At 40.5% G+C, this 17,807-nt stretch carries 18 protein-coding genes, 1 tRNA gene and 1 pseudogene; 5 read left to right on the forward strand and 15 right to left on the reverse strand.

Annotated elements, in window-relative coordinates:
- Window positions 1-5 precede the first annotated feature (5 nt).
- From tyrS to rpmB, 6 genes are all read right to left on the reverse strand, one after another.
- Window positions 6-1,220 carry a tyrosine--tRNA ligase gene (gene tyrS, locus ACFSVN_RS01675; protein ID WP_390297657.1) on the reverse strand — a complete coding sequence of 405 codons (1,215 nt, stop codon included), beginning with the start codon at window positions 1,218-1,220 and terminating at the stop codon, window positions 6-8.
- Window positions 1,221-1,802 carry a CvpA family protein gene (locus ACFSVN_RS01680; RefSeq protein WP_390297659.1) on the reverse strand — a complete coding sequence of 194 codons (582 nt, stop codon included), beginning with the start codon at window positions 1,800-1,802 and terminating at the stop codon, window positions 1,221-1,223.
- Between the two features lie 3 nt (window positions 1,803-1,805).
- On the reverse strand, window positions 1,806-2,264 hold the full coding sequence (locus ACFSVN_RS01685; protein WP_390297662.1) for a GatB/YqeY domain-containing protein: 459 nt from the start codon (window positions 2,262-2,264) through the stop codon (window positions 1,806-1,808).
- Between the two features lie 86 nt (window positions 2,265-2,350).
- Window positions 2,351-2,521, reverse strand: a complete 171-nt coding sequence (locus ACFSVN_RS01690; RefSeq protein WP_390297665.1) for a DUF4295 family protein — start codon at window positions 2,519-2,521, stop codon at window positions 2,351-2,353.
- Window positions 2,522-2,529: 8 nt separating this feature from the next.
- Window positions 2,530-2,694, reverse strand: a complete 165-nt coding sequence (gene rpmG / locus ACFSVN_RS01695; RefSeq protein ID WP_103664281.1) for a 50S ribosomal protein L33 — start codon at window positions 2,692-2,694, stop codon at window positions 2,530-2,532.
- A 4-nt stretch (window positions 2,695-2,698) separates the two neighbouring features.
- Window positions 2,699-2,944, reverse strand: coding sequence for a 50S ribosomal protein L28 (gene rpmB / locus ACFSVN_RS01700; RefSeq protein ID WP_290877553.1), 246 nt, complete (start codon window positions 2,942-2,944; stop codon window positions 2,699-2,701).
- 270 nt (window positions 2,945-3,214) lie between these two features.
- On the opposite strand from rpmB, the gene gyrB reads away from it, so the two are divergent.
- Together gyrB and gyrA are read left to right on the forward strand one after the other, a co-directional pair.
- Window positions 3,215-5,152, forward strand: coding sequence for a DNA topoisomerase (ATP-hydrolyzing) subunit B (gyrB, locus tag ACFSVN_RS01705; RefSeq protein ID WP_390297670.1), 1,938 nt, complete (start codon window positions 3,215-3,217; stop codon window positions 5,150-5,152).
- Between the two features lie 45 nt (window positions 5,153-5,197).
- Window positions 5,198-7,666 (forward strand): DNA gyrase subunit A, encoded by a 2,469-nt coding sequence (gene gyrA / locus ACFSVN_RS01710; RefSeq protein ID WP_390297673.1) that lies wholly within the window; start codon window positions 5,198-5,200, stop codon window positions 7,664-7,666.
- 83 nt (window positions 7,667-7,749) lie between these two features.
- On the opposite strand, the gene ACFSVN_RS01715 is transcribed toward gyrA, so the two are convergent.
- The 5 genes from ACFSVN_RS01715 to ACFSVN_RS01735 form a co-directional block, all read right to left on the reverse strand.
- Window positions 7,750-8,688 carry a helix-turn-helix transcriptional regulator gene (locus ACFSVN_RS01715; RefSeq protein WP_390297675.1) on the reverse strand — a complete coding sequence of 313 codons (939 nt, stop codon included), beginning with the start codon at window positions 8,686-8,688 and terminating at the stop codon, window positions 7,750-7,752.
- Between the two features lies 1 nt (window position 8,689).
- Window positions 8,690-9,334: a 16S rRNA (guanine(527)-N(7))-methyltransferase RsmG gene (locus tag ACFSVN_RS01720; RefSeq protein ID WP_390297678.1), complete on the reverse strand. Its 645-nt coding sequence runs from the start codon at window positions 9,332-9,334 to the stop codon at window positions 8,690-8,692.
- A gap of 12 nt (window positions 9,335-9,346) precedes the next feature.
- Window positions 9,347-11,230, reverse strand: a complete 1,884-nt coding sequence (gene mnmG / locus ACFSVN_RS01725; RefSeq protein WP_390297681.1) for a tRNA uridine-5-carboxymethylaminomethyl(34) synthesis enzyme MnmG — start codon at window positions 11,228-11,230, stop codon at window positions 9,347-9,349.
- A 191-nt stretch (window positions 11,231-11,421) separates the two neighbouring features.
- Window positions 11,422-11,495: transfer RNA gene (locus ACFSVN_RS01730), tRNA-Asp, on the reverse strand.
- A 128-nt stretch (window positions 11,496-11,623) separates the two neighbouring features.
- Window positions 11,624-12,172, reverse strand: a complete 549-nt coding sequence (locus ACFSVN_RS01735) for a glutathione peroxidase (RefSeq protein WP_390297684.1) — start codon at window positions 12,170-12,172, stop codon at window positions 11,624-11,626.
- A gap of 62 nt (window positions 12,173-12,234) precedes the next feature.
- On the opposite strand from ACFSVN_RS01735, the gene ACFSVN_RS01740 reads away from it, so the two are divergent.
- From ACFSVN_RS01740 to ACFSVN_RS01750, 3 genes are read left to right on the forward strand one after another with little or no spacing between them, the layout of a single operon-like run.
- Entirely contained in the window at window positions 12,235-12,963 is a 729-nt protein-coding gene (locus ACFSVN_RS01740) for a BAPKO_0422 family outer member beta-barrel protein (RefSeq protein ID WP_390297687.1), read from the forward strand.
- Window positions 12,960-13,259 (forward strand): hypothetical protein, encoded by a 300-nt coding sequence (locus tag ACFSVN_RS01745; protein ID WP_390297690.1) that lies wholly within the window; start codon window positions 12,960-12,962, stop codon window positions 13,257-13,259. Before ACFSVN_RS01740 ends, ACFSVN_RS01745 begins: the two co-directional genes overlap by 4 nt.
- Complete coding sequence (locus ACFSVN_RS01750; protein WP_390297693.1) at window positions 13,256-14,014, forward strand: MBL fold metallo-hydrolase; 759 nt, start codon at window positions 13,256-13,258, stop codon at window positions 14,012-14,014. Before ACFSVN_RS01745 ends, ACFSVN_RS01750 begins: the two co-directional genes overlap by 4 nt.
- An 8-nt stretch (window positions 14,015-14,022) precedes the next feature.
- Here the strand turns inward: ACFSVN_RS01750 and ACFSVN_RS01755 are convergent, their stop codons facing one another.
- The 4 genes and pseudogenes from ACFSVN_RS01755 to ACFSVN_RS01770 form a co-directional block, all read right to left on the reverse strand.
- Window positions 14,023-15,108 carry a mannose-1-phosphate guanylyltransferase gene (locus ACFSVN_RS01755; RefSeq protein ID WP_390297696.1) on the reverse strand — a complete coding sequence of 362 codons (1,086 nt, stop codon included), beginning with the start codon at window positions 15,106-15,108 and terminating at the stop codon, window positions 14,023-14,025.
- 38 nt (window positions 15,109-15,146) lie between these two features.
- A complete protein-coding gene (locus ACFSVN_RS01760) occupies window positions 15,147-16,241 on the reverse strand; it encodes a sensor histidine kinase (protein ID WP_390297699.1) in 1,095 nt (364 codons plus the stop codon).
- Window positions 16,238-16,915: a response regulator transcription factor gene (locus ACFSVN_RS01765; protein ID WP_390297702.1), complete on the reverse strand. Its 678-nt coding sequence runs from the start codon at window positions 16,913-16,915 to the stop codon at window positions 16,238-16,240. Before ACFSVN_RS01765 ends, ACFSVN_RS01760 begins: the two co-directional genes overlap by 4 nt.
- A 182-nt stretch (window positions 16,916-17,097) precedes the next feature.
- Window positions 17,098-17,723, reverse strand: a pseudogene (locus ACFSVN_RS01770) (2OG-Fe(II) oxygenase).
- Window positions 17,724-17,807 lie beyond the last annotated feature (84 nt).

A 17,807-nucleotide genomic window follows, 5' to 3' on the forward strand; every position in this document is an offset into this window, starting at 1 on the left:
CTGAGTTATTTCGCCTTTAAGATTCCAAAGTTTCTTTTTCCAACTTTAAGGGCATATTCATCTCCTGATGAAAAAGTGATCGTATGGTTTTTATCTGTGACCTTCTTGTCATCAATGCTGATCCCGCTCTGCTTTATCATTCTCTTGGTTTCGCCATTACTTGGAGAGAATCCGGTTTCTGCTACGATATCCAAAAGCCTGATCTCTTCGCCCGTTTCGAAGAAAAATTCCGGGGCGTCATCCGGTACTTCTTTATTGATAACGGTCTGCTCAAAATGGGTTTTTGCTGCCTTAGCTGCTTCCTCTCCGTGGTACATTCGAACAATAGTAAAAGCCAGGTCGTGTTTTGCATTCCGGGGATCCGATTCGATCTTCTCTTTAATAGCGGGAAGTTCGGCTGTATCCACATCCGTTACCAATTCATAGTACGTATAGATCAGGGCATCAGGGATAGAAAGTGATTTTCCATACATATCATTTGGCTCTTCATTGATCCCAATGTAATTGTCATATGATTTGGACATTTTCGCTGAACCATCGGTTCCTACCAACAAAGGCATCATTAGACAAACCTGTGGCTCTTGTCCATCTTCTTTCTGAAGCTGACGACCAACCAGCAGATTGAATTTCTGATCGGTACCGCCCAGCTCGATATCAGATTTCAGATGAACCGAATCCTGTCCTTGAGCCAGTGGGTATAAAAATTCGTGCAATGAAATAGGCTCATTATTTTCAAATCTTTTGGAGAAATCATCCCGCTCTATCATACGAGCCACCGTAAGTTTGGAGGATAATTTAACTACATCCATGAAATCCATTTCGCCCAGCCAATCATAATTATTGGTTAGCGTAAGCTTTGATTCATCCAGAATACTCTTAGCCTGTTCGATATAAGTTTGTGCATTTTCCTTCACTTCTTCCAGGCTTAACGGAGGGCGGGTTTTATTTTGTCCGGTTGGGTCTCCGATCATAGCCGTAAATCCACCGATGATGAGGATCACTTCATGCCCAAGGTCCTGAAACTGTCGCATTTTTCTCAGAATAACAGAATGCCCAAGATGAAGGTCAGGGCGAGTTGGGTCAACCCCCAGCTTAACTTTTAGTGGACGGTTTTCCTTTTTGGATCTCTTAAGTTTTTCAATGAGTTCGTCCTCGGGGACAATTTCTACGGTTCCGCGACGGATTATCTCAAGTTGTTGATCAACTGCTATAAATGACATTTAATTATCTGAATTATCGTTTTGAAGTTCGTTTAAAAATGGAATGTTTTCTAAAGGATTATATTCGCCAATATTTTCTTTCAATGTCTGGCTATAATTTTCAGCACCCGGATAAACTAGAGCAACTGTATTATAAGTGAGTGGGGCTAAATAGATAACAGCAGGATATAAATAAGACTCTTCGCGGGCTTCATCAGAAGGGACATTAAACCCGGCAAGAAGCAGAAGGACGGCGCTTACTACAAGCCCGCTTTTTAATGCTCCAAATACTCCTCCCAATATTCTATTTACTATACTGAGTTTGATCGCTTTTAAAAATTCTTTGGTCGCATAGGCGATAACAGCCACTACCCCGAGAGTCCCAATGAATAGGATCACCCCTGATACAAAAGGGACATATGAGGCCCCTTCTTCAAACATAGGTGCGATCAAACCTGTAAAAGCATCCAGGTAATTGAATGTCAGAAATATAGCTAGGATAATTCCAACAATATTGAGAACCTCTTTTACCAATCCGTTTACGGCTCCTTTATATCCAAAATATAAAAGAGGCGTTGCAATAATGAGGTCTAGGATCAGCATGAATTATCCGCCAAGTTCTTCTTTGACGATCTTGCTTACCAAAGAACCTTCTGCCTTTCCTTTCAATTGTCCCATTAGCGGCCCCATAACTTTGCCCATATGCTCTGGGCCGGATGCACTAAGAGCCTTTATCTTTTCCTGAACTATTTTCCGGACTTCGTCCTCGTCCATCATTTCAGGCAAATACTCTTCAATGAGTGCCAGTTCTTTTTTTTCATTCTCAGCAAGGTCTTTCCGGTCGCCATCTTCAAACTGTTCGATGGATTCTTTTCTTTGCTTAGCGGCTTTCATTAATACTTCCACCGCTTGCTCATCTGAAAGCTTTGCTTCTCCGTCTTTTCGTTCACTGATCTCCTTTTCCATCAGCTTCGCTTTCAGGGATCGAAGCACCCGAAGTTTATCCTGGTTTTTGGCCTTCATGGCCTCTTTAATATCTGCTATTATTTTGTCTTGTATACTCATGATTTCCTCCTGCTATAAAAATAATCAAAAAAAAAGGTTACACAATCATAATTGTGTAACCTTATACAGTCTTTATGAATGAACTATCAGGATTTATTCTGCTGAATATATTCTCTTACATTTTCCTGATCCATCATGACCTCTTTATAGGCATATTTCCCCTTATCATTCTTGGTAGAAATAATAACCTTTGCCATTTTGCGGTGAGCCGCTTTTGCTTGTAGTGCGTCTTGTCCAAATGCTTGCTTCTTAGCCATATCTCTGGTTATTTAATTTCTTTGTGAACAGTGTGTTTACGAAGAACAGGATTGTATTTTTTCAGTTCAAGTCGGTCTGTTGTAGTTCTTCGGTTTTTGGTAGTAACATATCTAGATGAACCGGGTTTTTCGGTACATTCCAAAATCACTTGAACTCTGTTTCCTTTTGCCATAGTTCTATACTTCTTTTAAAAGAGTTCCTTTTTTCCGCGCGTCTTTCAATACTGCAGAAATTCCTTTCTTATTAATTGTTCTAACAGTCTTAGCAGAAACTTTTAGGGTTACCCACTTATCCTCTTCAGGAACATAAAAACGTCGCTTTTGCAGATTTAACTGAAAGCGGTGTTTCGTCTTATTGTTTGACTTAGATGAACGGTATCCGTTCAAAGCTCCTTTACCTGTAATATCGTCTTTTCGCGACATCGTATAATTCGGTTAATTCATAATGAAAATAGACACCAAAGATAGAGCTATAAACATCAAAGTTCAACGGCAGCAAGCATGAAAATTTAGATTATTAACATTTTTCGTAATTATCCACATTTTACCCCTCTTTTCCCGTCCTTAATTTCACCCCAGAAAGCTTATCTCGAATATTTTAAACTAATACCCTTCCTTTTTTTGATTTTGCTTGTGTAAGCTCTATTTTCTGACGTCAATAAACTCATCTTACAAAGCTATCACTCCATAATTATGGCAAAAAAACAAGGTTCTGACTATAAAGCTTCCAACATACAGGTATTGGAGGGGCTTGAAGCAGTTAGAAAGCGCCCTTCAATGTATATTGGGGACACCGGACAGCGCGGACTTCATCACCTGATAAATGAGGTGGTTGACAACTCTATCGATGAAGCGCTAGCCGGTTATTGTGACTATATAAATGTTACCATTAATGAAGACGGCTCGATGACCATTTTTGATAATGGCCGGGGTATTCCTGTTGATACTCACGAGAAGCTTGGGATTCCCGCCGTTGAGGTTGTACTTACCAAACTTCATGCCGGTGGTAAATTCGATAAAGACACTTACAAGGTATCCGGTGGTTTGCATGGTGTTGGAGTAAGTTGTGTGAATGCCCTTGCAAGTAACTTTCGTGCAGAAATTCATAGAGACGGCGAAATTCATGTAATGGAATTCTCCAAAGGGGCAACTACCATCCCCCTTTCTGTTAAAGGAAAAACAGATAAGACGGGTACTAAGATCTCTTTCACCCCGGATCCTGAAATATTTACTCAAACCACTGAGTTTAAGTTTGATATTATTGCAGAACGGATGCGGGAATTGGCTTTTCTTAACCCTGAGATAACCATCGAACTAATTGATGAGCGGGAAGAAGATGAAGAGCTTAAAAAAGAAGTGTACCACTATGAGGGTGGTGTAAAAGATTTTGTAGATTTTCTGGACGAGCATAGAGAGTCAATGCTGCAAACTCCTATTCACATTACAGGAGAGATCGACAATGTGCCCGTTGAGATCGCTATTTCCTATAACAGCTCCTTTTCTGAGAACGTCCACTCTTATGTGAACAATATTAATACACGGGAAGGCGGTACGCACGTTTCCGGATTCAGAAGAGCGCTGACTCGATCTTTGAAGTCTTATGCTGAAAAGAACAACCTTATCAAATCAAACAGTAAGATCTCCATTTCCGGAGAGGATTTCCGGGAAGGAATGACAGCTGTGTTGAGTGTGAAAGTTCAGGAACCACAGTTTGAGGGTCAAACTAAGACCAAACTTGGTAATTCCGAAGTTCAAAGCGCTGTTGAAATTGTTGTTTACGATCAACTTAATGAGTACTTGGAGCAAAACCCCAAGGCGGCTAAAAAAGTTATTGAGAAAGTTGTTCTTGCTGCTGAAGCACGTGAAGCTGCCCGTAAAGCTCGTCAACTTGTTCAACGCAAAAGTGTAATGAGTGGTGGAGGTCTTCCGGGTAAATTGGCTGATTGTTCCATTAAGGATCCGGAACACAGTGAAATTTACCTCGTTGAGGGTGACTCTGCCGGTGGATCAGCAAAAATGGGTCGTAACAGAAGTTTTCAGGCTATTCTCCCGCTTCGTGGTAAGATCCTGAATGTTGAAAAGGCTAAGATCAATCGAATTCTCGAAAATAAAGAAATTCAGGCTATGATCACTGCGCTGGGGACCGGCGTTGGTCATGGTGATGAGGATTTTGAAGTTGATAAACTTCGATATCACAAGATCATTCTGATGACAGATGCTGATGTTGATGGTTCTCACATTAGAACATTACTGCTCACTTTCTTCTATCGTTATATGAGGCCGCTTATAGAAAACGGGTTCATTTATATTGCTACTCCTCCTCTTTACAGGATCACAACGAGTAAAGATCTGGAATATGCATGGGATGACGAGACCAGAGATAAGATGATAAAAGAGCTTAAGAAATCCCGTAAGAAATATGATGTTTCCCGCTACAAAGGTCTTGGGGAAATGAATCCTGAGCAACTTTGGGAAACCACCATGGACCCTGAAACCAGAACTCTTCAGCAAGTAAATGTTGAAAGCGCTGCCGGTGCAGACAAACTCTTTTCTACTCTTATGGGCGGGGATGTTGAACCGCGTCGTGAGTTTATTGAGCGAAATGCCAAGTACGCCACTATCGATATCTAATCATACTAATCTGAACACAGACTAACTTTTTTTACCACCTGATTTATGGCCAGAGAAAAAATTATACCTATTACCATTGAAGACGAAATGCAGTCGTCTTACATCGATTATTCGATGTCCGTTATTGTTTCGAGGGCACTTCCAGATGTAAGAGATGGACTAAAACCCGTTCACCGTAGAATATTATACGGAATGAATGATCTCGGAATGCTGCATAATCGAAATTATAAGAAAAGTGCCCGTATAGTCGGTGAGGTTTTGGGTAAGTATCACCCTCATGGTGATTCTGCCGTTTATGACTCTATCGTGCGAATGGTGCAGGATTTTTCCCTTCGCTATCCCTTAGTGGATGGTCAGGGTAACTTCGGATCCATTGATGGTGATAGTGCAGCCGCCATGCGTTATACGGAAGTTCGCATGGACCGTCTTTCAGAAGAAATGCTCGCTGATATCAACAAAGAAACGGTTGATTACCAGTTTAACTTCGATGATACCCTTGAAGAACCTACCGTTCTTCCAAGTATGCTTCCAAATCTTCTGTTAAATGGTTCATCGGGAATTGCTGTAGGTATGGCCACTAATATGGCTCCCCATAACATGTCGGAGGTTATTGATGGGGTTACAGCTTATATAGAGGATCCGGATATAGAGATCAAGCAGCTGATGAAACATATCACGGCTCCTGATTTTCCAACAGCCGGTATCATTTATGGTTATGAAGGTGTTAAAGAAGCTTATGAAACGGGTCGTGGAAAAGTAACTCTTCGCGCACGTGCAAACACTGAGGAGCTTCGTGGAAACAGAGAGCAGATCGTAATAACGGAAATTCCTTATCAGGTAAATAAAAGCACCCTTATCCAGAAGATCGCTGACCTTGTCAATGACGAGAAGATTACTGAAATTTCTGAAGTTAGAGATGAGTCTGACCGGGAAGGTATTCGTGTAGTTATCATTCTTAAGCGTTCTGCAAATGCCGGTGTTGTACTTAACCAGCTTTATAAGTACACCCAAATGCAGACCACTTTTGGGATCATAAATCTTGCGCTGGTTAAAGGGCGTCCTAAGGTTATGAACCTGAAAGAGTTGATCTATCATTTTGTGGAACACCGGGTTGATATCATCATTCGGCGTACAATGTATGATCTTGATCAGGCTGAAGCACGAGCTCATATTCTTGAAGGACTTAAAATTGCCCTTGATAACCTGGATGAGGTTATCAAGACAATTCGTGCATCCGATAACTCTCAAGAGGCAAATATTGAACTTCGGAAGAAGTTTGCTCTTACTGATATTCAGGCTAAAGCAATCCTGGACATGCGCCTGCATAAGCTTACAGGCCTTGAGCGTGAAAAAATTGATGGGGAGTATCGCGAGATCATCGACAAGATCGCCGAATATCGCGAGATCCTTTCAAACAGGGACCGCCAGACTTCTATTATTACAGAAGAGCTTGCTGATCTAAAGAAAAGATATGGAGATGAGCGACGCACTCAGGTAGTTCATTCTGCTGAGGACTTCAATATTGAAGACATGATAGCCAATGAAGATGTGGTTGTAACCATTTCGAATAAAGGCTTCATCAAACGAATGCCGGTCAGCGGTTATCGCAGACAACGTCGCGGCGGTAAAGGGATGAAGGGAACTACTACTCGTGATGAGGAATATGTAGAACATTTATTTGTAGCCACTACTCATAACTACATTCTATTCTTTACAGAAAAAGGAATGTGTTACTGGCTTAAGGTTTATGAAATTCCGGAAGGTGGTAGATTGGCAAGAGGTCGCGCGATTGTTAATTTGATCGAGCTTGATAAAGATGATGCCATCAAGGCTTTCGTCCCGGTTAAAACACTTGAGGATGAAGACTATATCAATAACCACTCTATCATAATGGCCACAAAAGGCGGTTTAGTTAAGAAAACAACTTTAGAGGCCTATAGTCGCCCAAGACGAGATGGTATTATTGCTATCAATATCAAAGAAGGTGATAGCTTATTGGCCGCTGAGTTAACTGATGGAGACAGCAATATCATTCTTGCCAATAAAAATGGACGAGCAATTCGATTCCATGAAGGCGGTGTTCGCGATATGGGACGTAACACCTCCGGAGTCAAAGGAATGACGCTCGGTAAAAAAGATGAGATCGTAGACATGGTAGTGATCAAGAACACTCATGAAGCTACCGTACTCGCCATGTCTGAAAACGGATATGGTAAACGCTCGCTTGTGGATGATTACAGAGAACAATCAAGGGGGGGTAAGGGTGTGATTACACTTAAGATAACTCCTAAGACTGGTGATCTTATCGCGCTCAAAGAAGTTACCGATCAAGATGACCTTATGATCATTACCGAACAAGGGAAAGTGATCCGAATGAGCTGTGGTGGAATTCGAACAATGGGTAGAAATACACAGGGCGTTCGAATTATGAGACTCGACTCAGATGGAGCGATTGCTGCAGTAACCCGGGTGGTTAATGAAGAAGAGGGTGACGACGATGAGGATGGCGATTAAGCTTTTCTTCTCTCACAACTATTGATAAAAAAAGGGCTTCATTTCTGAAGCCCTTTTTTATTTTGTGAACAAATTTAAAGTTCTCAGTCTTCTAACATTTGAAGGAGCAAAGCCTTTCTTTTTTCTACTAACTCTTTAGGTTCTTGAACATTCACCTTATTCCCGAATTGAAGTAGCCATTCATTTATAAAGGCCAAATTATCAAATTTAAACTCCACCTTAATTTTTTCAGAATTTACATCCGATTTCTTAATAATTTTAGCCGGTAAATTTGCCTCCAGGCGCGCCATCTCGCTTTTTTCGACTACTAGTATGATCGAATGAGAACTCTCGTCAGAGCGGAAAATAAGGCCCTCTACGTCCAATTCCTTCTTAAGCTCGTAACTTTCCTCTAAAATGAGAACCTCATTTACATTTTCGAGTATAAAATTCCTGATTTCCCCCCTGAGATGAGATTTACCAATTACATTCCAATGATCCTGATAAAAAACTAAAATGTATGGATCGATTTTCCGAACACCGGTCTCCCCTAACTTTGTTGTGTACTCAAACTGCATTCTTTTTTGCTGAGCAATTGCACTATTTATCAAATACCAACTTCCCCCTTTTTTCTTTTTACCTCCAAACTTTAGAAATGGATCAACAATAGTACGACCCTCAAGAGAATTCATAAATTTCTTTAGATCATCAGGTAGCACATTTTTAATTTTTACCTCAACTCCTTTGGCGTCCTCCACCAAACCCTGATCAACCTGAGACTTTACAAAATTCAGCCCGACCATGATGGTTGCAAGCTCTTTGGGAGTAAACATTAGTGGCGGGATCTTATAACCTTCGATCAAACCATAGCCTGAAAACCTATCCCAGGTAACCGGCACATTGATTTCCTGTAGAGCATTGAAATCCCTGAAAATTGTTCTTCTGCTTACATCAAACCGTTCAGCAAGCTCGTCAACTGTCAGCCTTTTTCCTGGCTGTTGCAGCAAAAGCATCAGCTTTAACCTTCTTTCTGAGCTATTCATATTACCCCTTTCTTTTTATTTCAACCATCGCCTTCCCTTCGTAGAATGGGTTACCAAAACTTTCCTGAAGATCGAATACAGAGACTTCAAGGTCTGACGCTATCCCCTCAAGCTCGTGTTCTACTTCTTCGCCCCCCTTTAGAAGAATAACCCCTGACCACGGCTTTCCCTCTATCATCTTCATTATCTCATTTACTTTAAAAGCATGCTTGGAGACAATTATAGAATTGGGTTTAACCTCAAGGTCTTTTAAAGAACCCATATAAGAATCTATATTCTTCAATTTTAATTTGGTGGCCATATGCTTGCATGCCATTACTTTTTTTGAGACGATGTCATTTAAAACAAATTGTTTTTCCGGCCTCAAAATTGCCAAAGGAATCCCAGGAAGCCCTCCCCCGGTCCCTGCATCTATAACAAAATCTGCTTCCTTAAATACATCAGACTCCGAAATTGATAAAGAATGCTCAATATGATTCAACACTGTTTCACGTGGAACATCCCGACTAACAAGGTTTATTTTGTCGTTCCACCAAAGCAGATGGTCTACATATTGACCTAATAATTCCTTGTTCTCAAGAAAAGATGTCCGCAGATATTTAACCTTGTCTGCAGGATACTTAGAATAAGATAGCACATGTTTCACGTGGAACAGTGGTTAGTTTTTAAGGTAAACCATAAGGACTGACAGGTCGCTGGCGGAAACCCCGCTAATTCTACTGGCCTGACCTATTGTTTCCGGGCGGATCTTGGAAAGCTTTTGAGTTCCTTCTGTAGATAAGCTTTTGATGTTGGAGTACTCTATTTGTTCTGGAATAAGCATGTTTTCTTGCTTCTCCATCTCTTTTACCATTTCAAATTCTTTTTCAATATATCCGGCATACTTAGATTGTATTTCTACTTGTTCAAGAACCTTGTTGTCGACAGAAATTGACCGGACTTGTTCTTTGAGCTCTTTATCATAGTCCATCATTTCCTTAAGAGAAACCTCTGGTCTTAACAAGATCTTTATTGCCTTCATGGGCTGACTCATTGGGGAACTGTCTTTGCTCTCAAGCAATGGGTCAATATCTTCGGGTCGAACGGTATAATCTTTTATAAGATCATCCAGCCTATCAATTGCTTCTCTCTTTTGCTCAACTTTCTTAAGTCTTTGATCAGAAGCTAATCCTATTCGGTGGCCAATCTCTGTTAGCCGAAGGTCTGCATTGTCTTGCCTTAGTAATATCCTATGTTCAGCCCTGGAAGTAAACATTCGGTAAGGTTCTTCTGTGCCCTTGTTAATTAAGTCATCAACGAGAACTCCTATATATGCTTCAGATCTTTGAAGGATCAGGGGTTCTTTTTCCTGAACTAAAAGAGCAGCGTTAATCCCAGCCATTAATCCCTGACAAGCAGCTTCTTCATAACCAGTAGTTCCATTAATTTGCCCCGCAAAGAATAAACCATCAACGGTCTTTGTCTCAAGCGATCTCTTAATTTGATGGGGGGGAAAATAGTCATACTCTATGGCATAACCCGGCCGAATCATGATCACCTCTTCAAATCCGGGAATAGTTCTTAATGCTTTGTATTGAACATCTTCAGGAAGAGAGGTTGAAAATCCGTTCAGATACATCTCATAAGTATTCCATCCCTCCGGCTCTAAAAATAGTTGATGGCTATCTTTATCTGCAAAGCGATTGATCTTATCCTCTATACTTGGGCAGTACCGAGGGCCTATGGATTTAATTCTTCCATTAAACATAGGACTTCTGTCAAATCCGGTCTTAAGAACCTCATGAACTTCCTCATTTGTATATCCGATCCAACAAGAGAGCTGTTCATCTAATGATGGAAGGCTCTCAGTCATAAAAGAAAATCCGGAAGGATCTTCATCCCCAAACTGCTCCTCTAATTTAGAATAATCAACTGTTCTTCCATCAATCCTGGGTGGAGTTCCTGTTTTTAAACGACCTACCTCAAAACCTAATTTTTCCAATGCCGCTGAAATTCCTATAGAAGCTCTTTCTCCCGAGCGCCCCCCTCCATGCTGTGCCTCTCCAATATGGATAAGCCCATTGCCGAAGGTTCCTGTAGTAAGAACTATGGATTTAGCATAAAACTTCTGGCCTGTCTGAGTAACAACACCTTTTATGGTGTAGTCTTCTGAGATAAGATCTACTACATTATCCTGTCGGAAATAAAGCTTATCTTTTTCTTCAAGCTTTTCCCTCATCTTCTGAGCATAAAGCATACGATCACTTTGACACCGTGGGCTCCACATTGCAGGTCCCTTACTTTTGTTTAACATCCTAAACTGCACTCCGGTCTCGTCACTGACGATTCCTGATATACCTCCAAGGGCGTCAATCTCTCTAACTAACTGTCCCTTTGCTACACCGCCCATTGCCGGGTTGCACGACATTTTTGCAATAGCTTCCAGGTTCATTGTGATCAAAAGAGTTTTTGAACCCATTTGTGCTGCAGCACCGGCGGCTTCACTTCCTGCGTGTCCACCCCCAACTACGATCACATCATATGTAGGATCTAAAGTTGACATTACTCTCTGTTTTTTATTGATTTAATTAAGTTTAAAATCTTCCTGATATACTAAAGATAAGAAATTAGCACTCCCTGAACTATAACTCGGATCCAAGGTCACTTTTATACAAACCATTTTACTTGGTTTGTAGCAGTAAGTAGTTTCTACAAACAAAAAAAGCCCCCAACAATGTTGGAAGCTTTTTGTTGCGATCCGGAAGGGACTCGAACCCTCGACCTCCTGCGTGACAGGCAGGCGTTCTAACCAACTGAACTACCGGACCTTTTTAAGAGAGCATCAAATATACGGACCATCGTATCCCGAAGTCAAGCCAATTCTAAAATCAATTTCAAAAAAATAGAGGATCACGAATTCAATCGTGATCCTCTATAGGGATGGTGATGGAAAAATTTATTTAGCTAATTCGTTCTGAATTGCTTTTGCTATCTCTTCGCTCTCTGGTTTTACGGCGCTACGAAATCGTCTTTCCAGTGCGCCATCTTTCCCAATCAAGAATTTCTCAAAATTCCATTCGATATCACCCTCAAAGTCAGGGTTTGGCTGAGAGGTTAAATACTTAAAAAGCTCTGCCTGATCATCTCCCTTAACAGATACCTTAGAGAACATAGGAAATTCAACTCCATACTCAAGCGTACAAAACTGTTTGATCTCTTCATTAGAACCCGGTTCTTGACCCTTGAAATTATTTGCGGGGAAGCCAAGGATCACCAATCCATCGTCTTTGTAGGTTTCATAAATATTTTGAAGGCCTTCATACTGAGGAGTATATCCACACTTTGAAGCAACATTCACAATCATTAAAACCTTACCTTTATATTGTTCAAGCGATACTTCATTTCCATCTATATCTTTCAAATTGAAATTATATACTGAAGTGTCCGTGTTATCGGTCATAAACAAGCCTGTTGAAAAAATTAGTATTGATAGTAAAAGTTTCATCGAATTATTTTTTTCTTGAGTCGTTAGTGTTTAAACTATTTAGAACAATTAAATCATTCCGCATGACAAAAAATATTCTAACCACAATATTTCTTCTTTTTTTTCTGATCATGCCTTTGGCCACATCTGCTCAAATGTTCTCTGTAGGAGAAGAGCGCAGCAGAAGCAGCAACCCATTTTCTTCCTATGTAAGAGGAGGGGTTAGTATAGTAGATTTCACTTATCAGGGAAATCCTGCTGCAGTGCCCGGTAACAACAGATTATCTTTTTCCGGTACCGTAGCACACTTTGGGTATGAATCCAATGGCTTGAATTTAGGATTGGGTTTTGGAAGTTCGTTTTCGGGATTGGACAACAGGCGTTTTTTCAATTTGGATCTAAATTTTACAAATCCCTTTTATCTGATACAGAAAGAAAATTTTGGTGCCGGTATTCCTATAAAACTAAGAACAAAAGTAACATCCGTGCGAAGCGACCAGGTTCAGGAAGAGTTTTCACAAACAGATCTCAGTGCAGGAGCAGGATTGATCATGCGTGTAAATGTCCCTGAAAAGCTGGGTATCACCACACAAATTATTCCAAGTATTGGCTTTAGCTCATCAAGTGGTGGGTTTTTAGGGGGGAACATTTATTCACTTGCCGGCTCTGCACGTCTAAATTTCTACAATCTTATCTTTGGGAAAAATATTAGTTTAGGATATGATTATATCTTAGACTCCTATGATATTGACGGAGAACAGTATGATTACGATGTAAGCGGACATTTAATTACCCTTGGAGTATCACTTTGAAACCGGATAAATTTCTTCTCGAACTCGAACAAATATTAGAACAGGCCGGCTACACCCTTAGAAAAGAACGCGGCTCTTTTAGGGGAGACGAATGTATTATTGAGGGACAGAAATTAGTTGTGGTAAATAAAAACAAACCTATAGAATCACAACTTGGAACTATGGGAAGGGTTTTGGGAGAAATAGACCTTACCGGAGTCTATATAAAGCCTGCTGTCAGAAAAAAGCTGGAAGATCTTTGGGATCAGCTTCAAGTGATTCCTGAAGATACCGCTGAGGATTTTGAATTAGAATGAAAATAACTTTTTTAGGAACAGGAACTTCGATGGGAGTACCCGTTGCCGGAGGATTTCGCAGAGAAGAGCTCGCGCATGATCCCCGCAACGAACGTACTCGTTGTTCAGTTTGGATCCAATCTAATGGTACTTCTATTCTGGTTGATGCAGGCCCTGAATTCCGAATACAAAGTATTAAGGCTAAAATTCAACATATAGACCATCTGCTTATAACCCATGAACATATGGATCATGTGGCCGGGCTTGATGATCTTCGCGTATATTCCTATCTCAATAAAGCCCCAATACCGGTTCATACCTCCAAAAAATGCATCGAAGAGATAAAAACCCGGTTTAACTATATGTTCGGAGAAGATAAGTACCCTGGATCAACCTCACTTGACCTTATAGAGGCAAATGCACCTTTTAAACTTGGGGAGAATAATATTACTCCGCTCCCTATTAAACATGGTAGTCTGGAGATTCTGGGGTTCAGAATAAATGACTTTTCGTATCTGACCGACGTCAAGCACATCCCCCAGAAAACAAAAGAGCTTATCCGGGGTTCTAAAGTTATTGCGATGGGAGCATTGCGATGGGAGCCTGAACATCCTACACATCAAACTATTCCTGAAGCTGTTGAAATAATAGAAGAGCTTGAGATACCAAAGGCGTTCTTAATACACATGAATAGCTATGTGGATCATGAACCTACAAACCAACGACTTCCTGACCACATAAAATTGGCCTACGATCAATTGACCCTTAGTCTTTGACTATGCTTTTATAAAAACGTTTTCAGCTCCTCTTTTGATTGAAGCTCTTGGACAATTTCTTTCACATTTTGTGCCTTATCCAGTTTACAAACTAAAATAGCTTCTTCCGTTTCCACTACCGCAATCCCATCCACTCCCACAATTGAGATCATTTTACCGCTTTTAGAGAGTACATAATTCTTAGATGATTCGCTGAATGAAGCATGATCTGCATTTACAACATTTCCATTTAGATCTTTCTCACCCAAATCGTACGCCGCTGTCCAGCTACCCACATCGTTCCACCCAAATTCTCCGGGTACAACAAATACATTTTCTGAATGCTCCATAATGCCATAATCGATAGAAACAGATTCACATGAGTGATAAAAAGAATCGACCGCTTTTTTATGATCCTTTGTGAAAAGATACTCCGAACTCTCTTTGACCTGGTCGTACATTTTTGGAAGATGTTTTTTGAATTCGTTGAGAATGGTCTTTGCCGCCCATATAAACATCCCACTATTCCAGAAATAATTACCCGCCTGCAAAAACTTTTCAGCTGTTTCCTTATCCGGTTTTTCCTTAAATGCTCTTACGGGGTGAACGGTATATCCTGCTAATTCTTCTTCAACAGTGTTATCCCCGTGAATGTACCCATATCCTGTCTCAGGCCGGTCAGGTTGAATACCGATCGTTACCAGGTTTTCTCCGGACTCGGCCTTCTCTATTGCTGACTTCAAATATTGATTAAAAGCGTCCGGATCTTCAATATGATGATCTGCGGGTAAGACCACCATAACGGCTTCCGGGTCTTTTTTATATAGCATTTCTGCAGCAATGGCTACACAAGGGGCGGTATTCTTGGCCACCACTTCACCTACAATATTATCATTGGGGACAGAAGGGAGTTGATCCTTTACAAGATCCACATAATTATCGTTGGTCACCACCATGATCCGTTCCTGGGGAATAAGGGTTTTGATCCTTTCAGCCGTATTTTGAATCATGGTTTTATCTCCAAAAAGTGATAAAAACTGTTTTGGAAGTTTCTTTGTGCTTTTAGGCCAAAAGCGAGTACCTGCTCCCCCGGCCATAATTACTGCATAAACCATCTGTCAGTGTTAACTTAATGTTCAGCGGAAAGGTACAACTAATCTGACAGAACGTGAACATTATCAGCACGGTGTAAGCTGATCGTAAATGTCGATCCTTTATTAGGCTCACTTTCGATATTAAATTTCTCTCCGTGGGCTTCCATTATATGCTTCACGATAGCCAGTCCTAATCCTGTACCTCCACGTTCTCTTGATCGGGATTTATCAACTCTAAAAAAACGCTCCGTCACCCGTGGGATATCCTTTTCATCAATACCAATACCGGTGTCTTTCACTGAAACAAAAACCCGTTCCTTCTCTTTTGGTTTAGTAAAAACCGTTACCTCAACTTTCCCCCTGGGCATATTATACTTAATGCCGTTTTCTATCAAGTTGATAAGAACCTGTTTAACCTGATTCTTATCAACCTTAACCTGAATATTCTTGTCAAAATCATTTACGATAAGCTGAATATTCTCTTTTTCTGCTTTATAATTAAGGCTTTCGATAATATCATTTAACACTTCATATAAATAGATCTCTTCGATCTCAGATTTAAGCTCCCCGGTTTCCAGTTTAGAGATCTCCATAAGGTCTTTGGTAAGATAGATAAGCCGGTTAACATTCCGCATGGCTTTCTTTAGGAAATCCCGGTTAACCTCTTCATCTTCAAGAGCTCCATTCAATAAAGTTTCTATAAAACCCTGAATAGCAAAGATCGGTGTTTTAAGTTCATGAGAAATATCTCCGATAAATTCTTTCCGATAATTCTCAATGCGATTCAGCCTTTGTATCTCACGCTCAATGGTACGACTAGATTTAACTCCCTGTTTAACCAGATAGTCTACCTCATCGTGATGATCGGAAGTAACATCCTCATATTCCATGAACCGTTTGCGAGCAATGTTTTTAAAGAGCTGTTCTATGGTTTTAAGACGCTTGTATGAGTTGTAGTATGTAACAGCGTAAGTAACCAAAAAGAAGAGGGCAGCCATTAAAACACTTAAGGATCCGGCATCCTCCGGCGTGAAATTATAACCCTGCCACAATACAAGAAATAAGATACCGGCACACAACACTGATGCGGTCAAGCCTATTCTTAGACCAAACCTATAAATACCTTTCTGCTTTTTACGCTTGTGTTTGCTCATTCCTTAAATCGGTAGCCTACTCCTTTCACTGTTTCAATGTAGTGATCCCCTAATTTCTCTCTGATCTTTCTAACATGTACATCTACCGTACGATCTACTACATAGATGTTATCTCCCCAGACCTTATTAAGTAGTGTTTGACGATCCCTCACTTTTCCTCTGCGACTGGCTAAATAATACAACAACTCAAATTCTTTGCGTGGCAGTTGAAATTCTTCTTCACCGCGTGTTACAATGTATCGGTCTTTGTCGATGGAAAGGTCATGAACATCAAGTCTGTTGACTTCTTCTTCGGTCTCATCAAAACGACGCATTACGGCTTTTATACGGGAGATCAGTTTGGTAGTGCTGATCGGCTTGGTGATATAATCATCACCACCTTTATTCAACCCCTCTACTTCGGTTTTCTCATCGCTTCTTGCCGTTAAAAATATAATGGGAATTGATTTAAGATCATTGTCAGCACGCATTTTTTCTACCGCTTCCATCCCATCCATCTTGGGCATCATGATATCCATGAGCACCAGATCCGGTTTATGCTCTTTTGCTATTTTAATTCCCTCTTCGCCATTCTCTGCTTTTAGAACATCAAAGTTTTCTTTCTTGAGATTATATTCGATCAGGTCAAGCAGGTCTTTTTCATCATCAACTACGAGTATCGTTTTATTAGCCACGGGATTGGGGGTTTTATGATGGTTTCCAATTATACAATGGTACTAATGTACTGTATTAATAGAAAATGTATCGTCATTAAGAAATTGTTACGGGATCACAGGTTTGAGGGACTCCACAGATTTTATTTTCACAAAATGAAAACGAATTAATCCTATAGTCCTTCCATCCCGAAAATCTGTGATCAACTGAGTAAATACCCAACACCGGCTGGCTGCCGCAGCAACCAACCCGTTAAGCTATAGCGGGGAACATGCGTGGTTAATACCTCATGCTCAATGAGCTCACTTTTAAAAACCAACAATCGTTTTGCTTTCGGCTCTACATTAATTTCTTGACCGTCTTTATATATAACTAACTCTCCACCATCCCCTTTTTCCAGTTATTATTGAGATAAATGAGGACAGTTATCTGCCGGTTTGTTCGCTCGCTGAACTGATCCAGATGCCTGTGGTAAAAAGACCCTGCAGGATATTTAGCAATATGAAATTCGGAACCGGATAAACTCAAATAACAATACCGTTTCAGGTTTTGTGTAAGCTCATCCATCAAACCAAAAAAAGGAGCCAGTTTTGTATCCCGGCTTTCATCGAGCCAGTAAATAAAATCTCCGCGAATTTCTGCCTTAACCTGGAAATCCTGCTGACTTCCAATACCCGCCTTTTTCAACTTATCTGATTCCTCCATTTCATGAAAGAAATTCATGATATTTCCATACAGCTCATCACTGATAAAATCATCCACGATCACATAATCATCTTCGGCAAGGCGATCCATCCATGACAACCATTGTTCTTCAGAGTAGCGCATTGGATATATAATTAGATAAGTTGTTGGTTTCTCTTGCGTCTATTCAAAGATACTCTGTTTTTAAAAAGGAATGAATATTTTACA

This window comes from Gracilimonas halophila (genome assembly GCF_042684365.1).
In the GTDB taxonomy this organism is placed as follows: Bacteria; Bacteroidota; Rhodothermia; order Balneolales; family Balneolaceae; genus Gracilimonas; species Gracilimonas halophila.

What these genes read in the sequence shown, in the direction of transcription:
- tyrS (WP_390297657.1), bottom strand. Translation starts at nt 1,220, where the DNA reads ATGTCATTTATAGCAGTTGATCAACAACTTGAGATAATCCGTCGCGGA.
- ACFSVN_RS01680 (WP_390297659.1), bottom strand. Translation starts at nt 1,802, where the DNA reads ATGCTGATCCTAGACCTCATTATTGCAACGCCTCTTTTATATTTTGGA.
- ACFSVN_RS01685 (WP_390297662.1), bottom strand. Translation starts at nt 2,264, where the DNA reads ATGAGTATACAAGACAAAATAATAGCAGATATTAAAGAGGCCATGAAG.
- ACFSVN_RS01690 (WP_390297665.1), bottom strand. Translation starts at nt 2,521, where the DNA reads ATGGCTAAGAAGCAAGCATTTGGACAAGACGCACTACAAGCAAAAGCG.
- rpmG (WP_103664281.1), bottom strand. Translation starts at nt 2,694, where the DNA reads ATGGCAAAAGGAAACAGAGTTCAAGTGATTTTGGAATGTACCGAAAAA.
- rpmB (WP_290877553.1), bottom strand. Translation starts at nt 2,944, where the DNA reads ATGTCGCGAAAAGACGATATTACAGGTAAAGGAGCTTTGAACGGATAC.
- gyrB (WP_390297670.1), top strand. Translation starts at nt 3,215, where the DNA reads ATGGCAAAAAAACAAGGTTCTGACTATAAAGCTTCCAACATACAGGTA.
- gyrA (WP_390297673.1), top strand. Translation starts at nt 5,198, where the DNA reads ATGGCCAGAGAAAAAATTATACCTATTACCATTGAAGACGAAATGCAG.
- ACFSVN_RS01715 (WP_390297675.1), bottom strand. Translation starts at nt 8,688, where the DNA reads ATGAATAGCTCAGAAAGAAGGTTAAAGCTGATGCTTTTGCTGCAACAG.
- mnmG (WP_390297681.1), bottom strand. Translation starts at nt 11,230, where the DNA reads ATGTCAACTTTAGATCCTACATATGATGTGATCGTAGTTGGGGGTGGA.
- ACFSVN_RS01735 (WP_390297684.1), bottom strand. Translation starts at nt 12,172, where the DNA reads ATGAAACTTTTACTATCAATACTAATTTTTTCAACAGGCTTGTTTATG.
- ACFSVN_RS01740 (WP_390297687.1), top strand. Translation starts at nt 12,235, where the DNA reads ATGACAAAAAATATTCTAACCACAATATTTCTTCTTTTTTTTCTGATC.
- ACFSVN_RS01750 (WP_390297693.1), top strand. Translation starts at nt 13,256, where the DNA reads ATGAAAATAACTTTTTTAGGAACAGGAACTTCGATGGGAGTACCCGTT.
- ACFSVN_RS01755 (WP_390297696.1), bottom strand. Translation starts at nt 15,108, where the DNA reads ATGGTTTATGCAGTAATTATGGCCGGGGGAGCAGGTACTCGCTTTTGG.
- ACFSVN_RS01760 (WP_390297699.1), bottom strand. Translation starts at nt 16,241, where the DNA reads ATGAGCAAACACAAGCGTAAAAAGCAGAAAGGTATTTATAGGTTTGGT.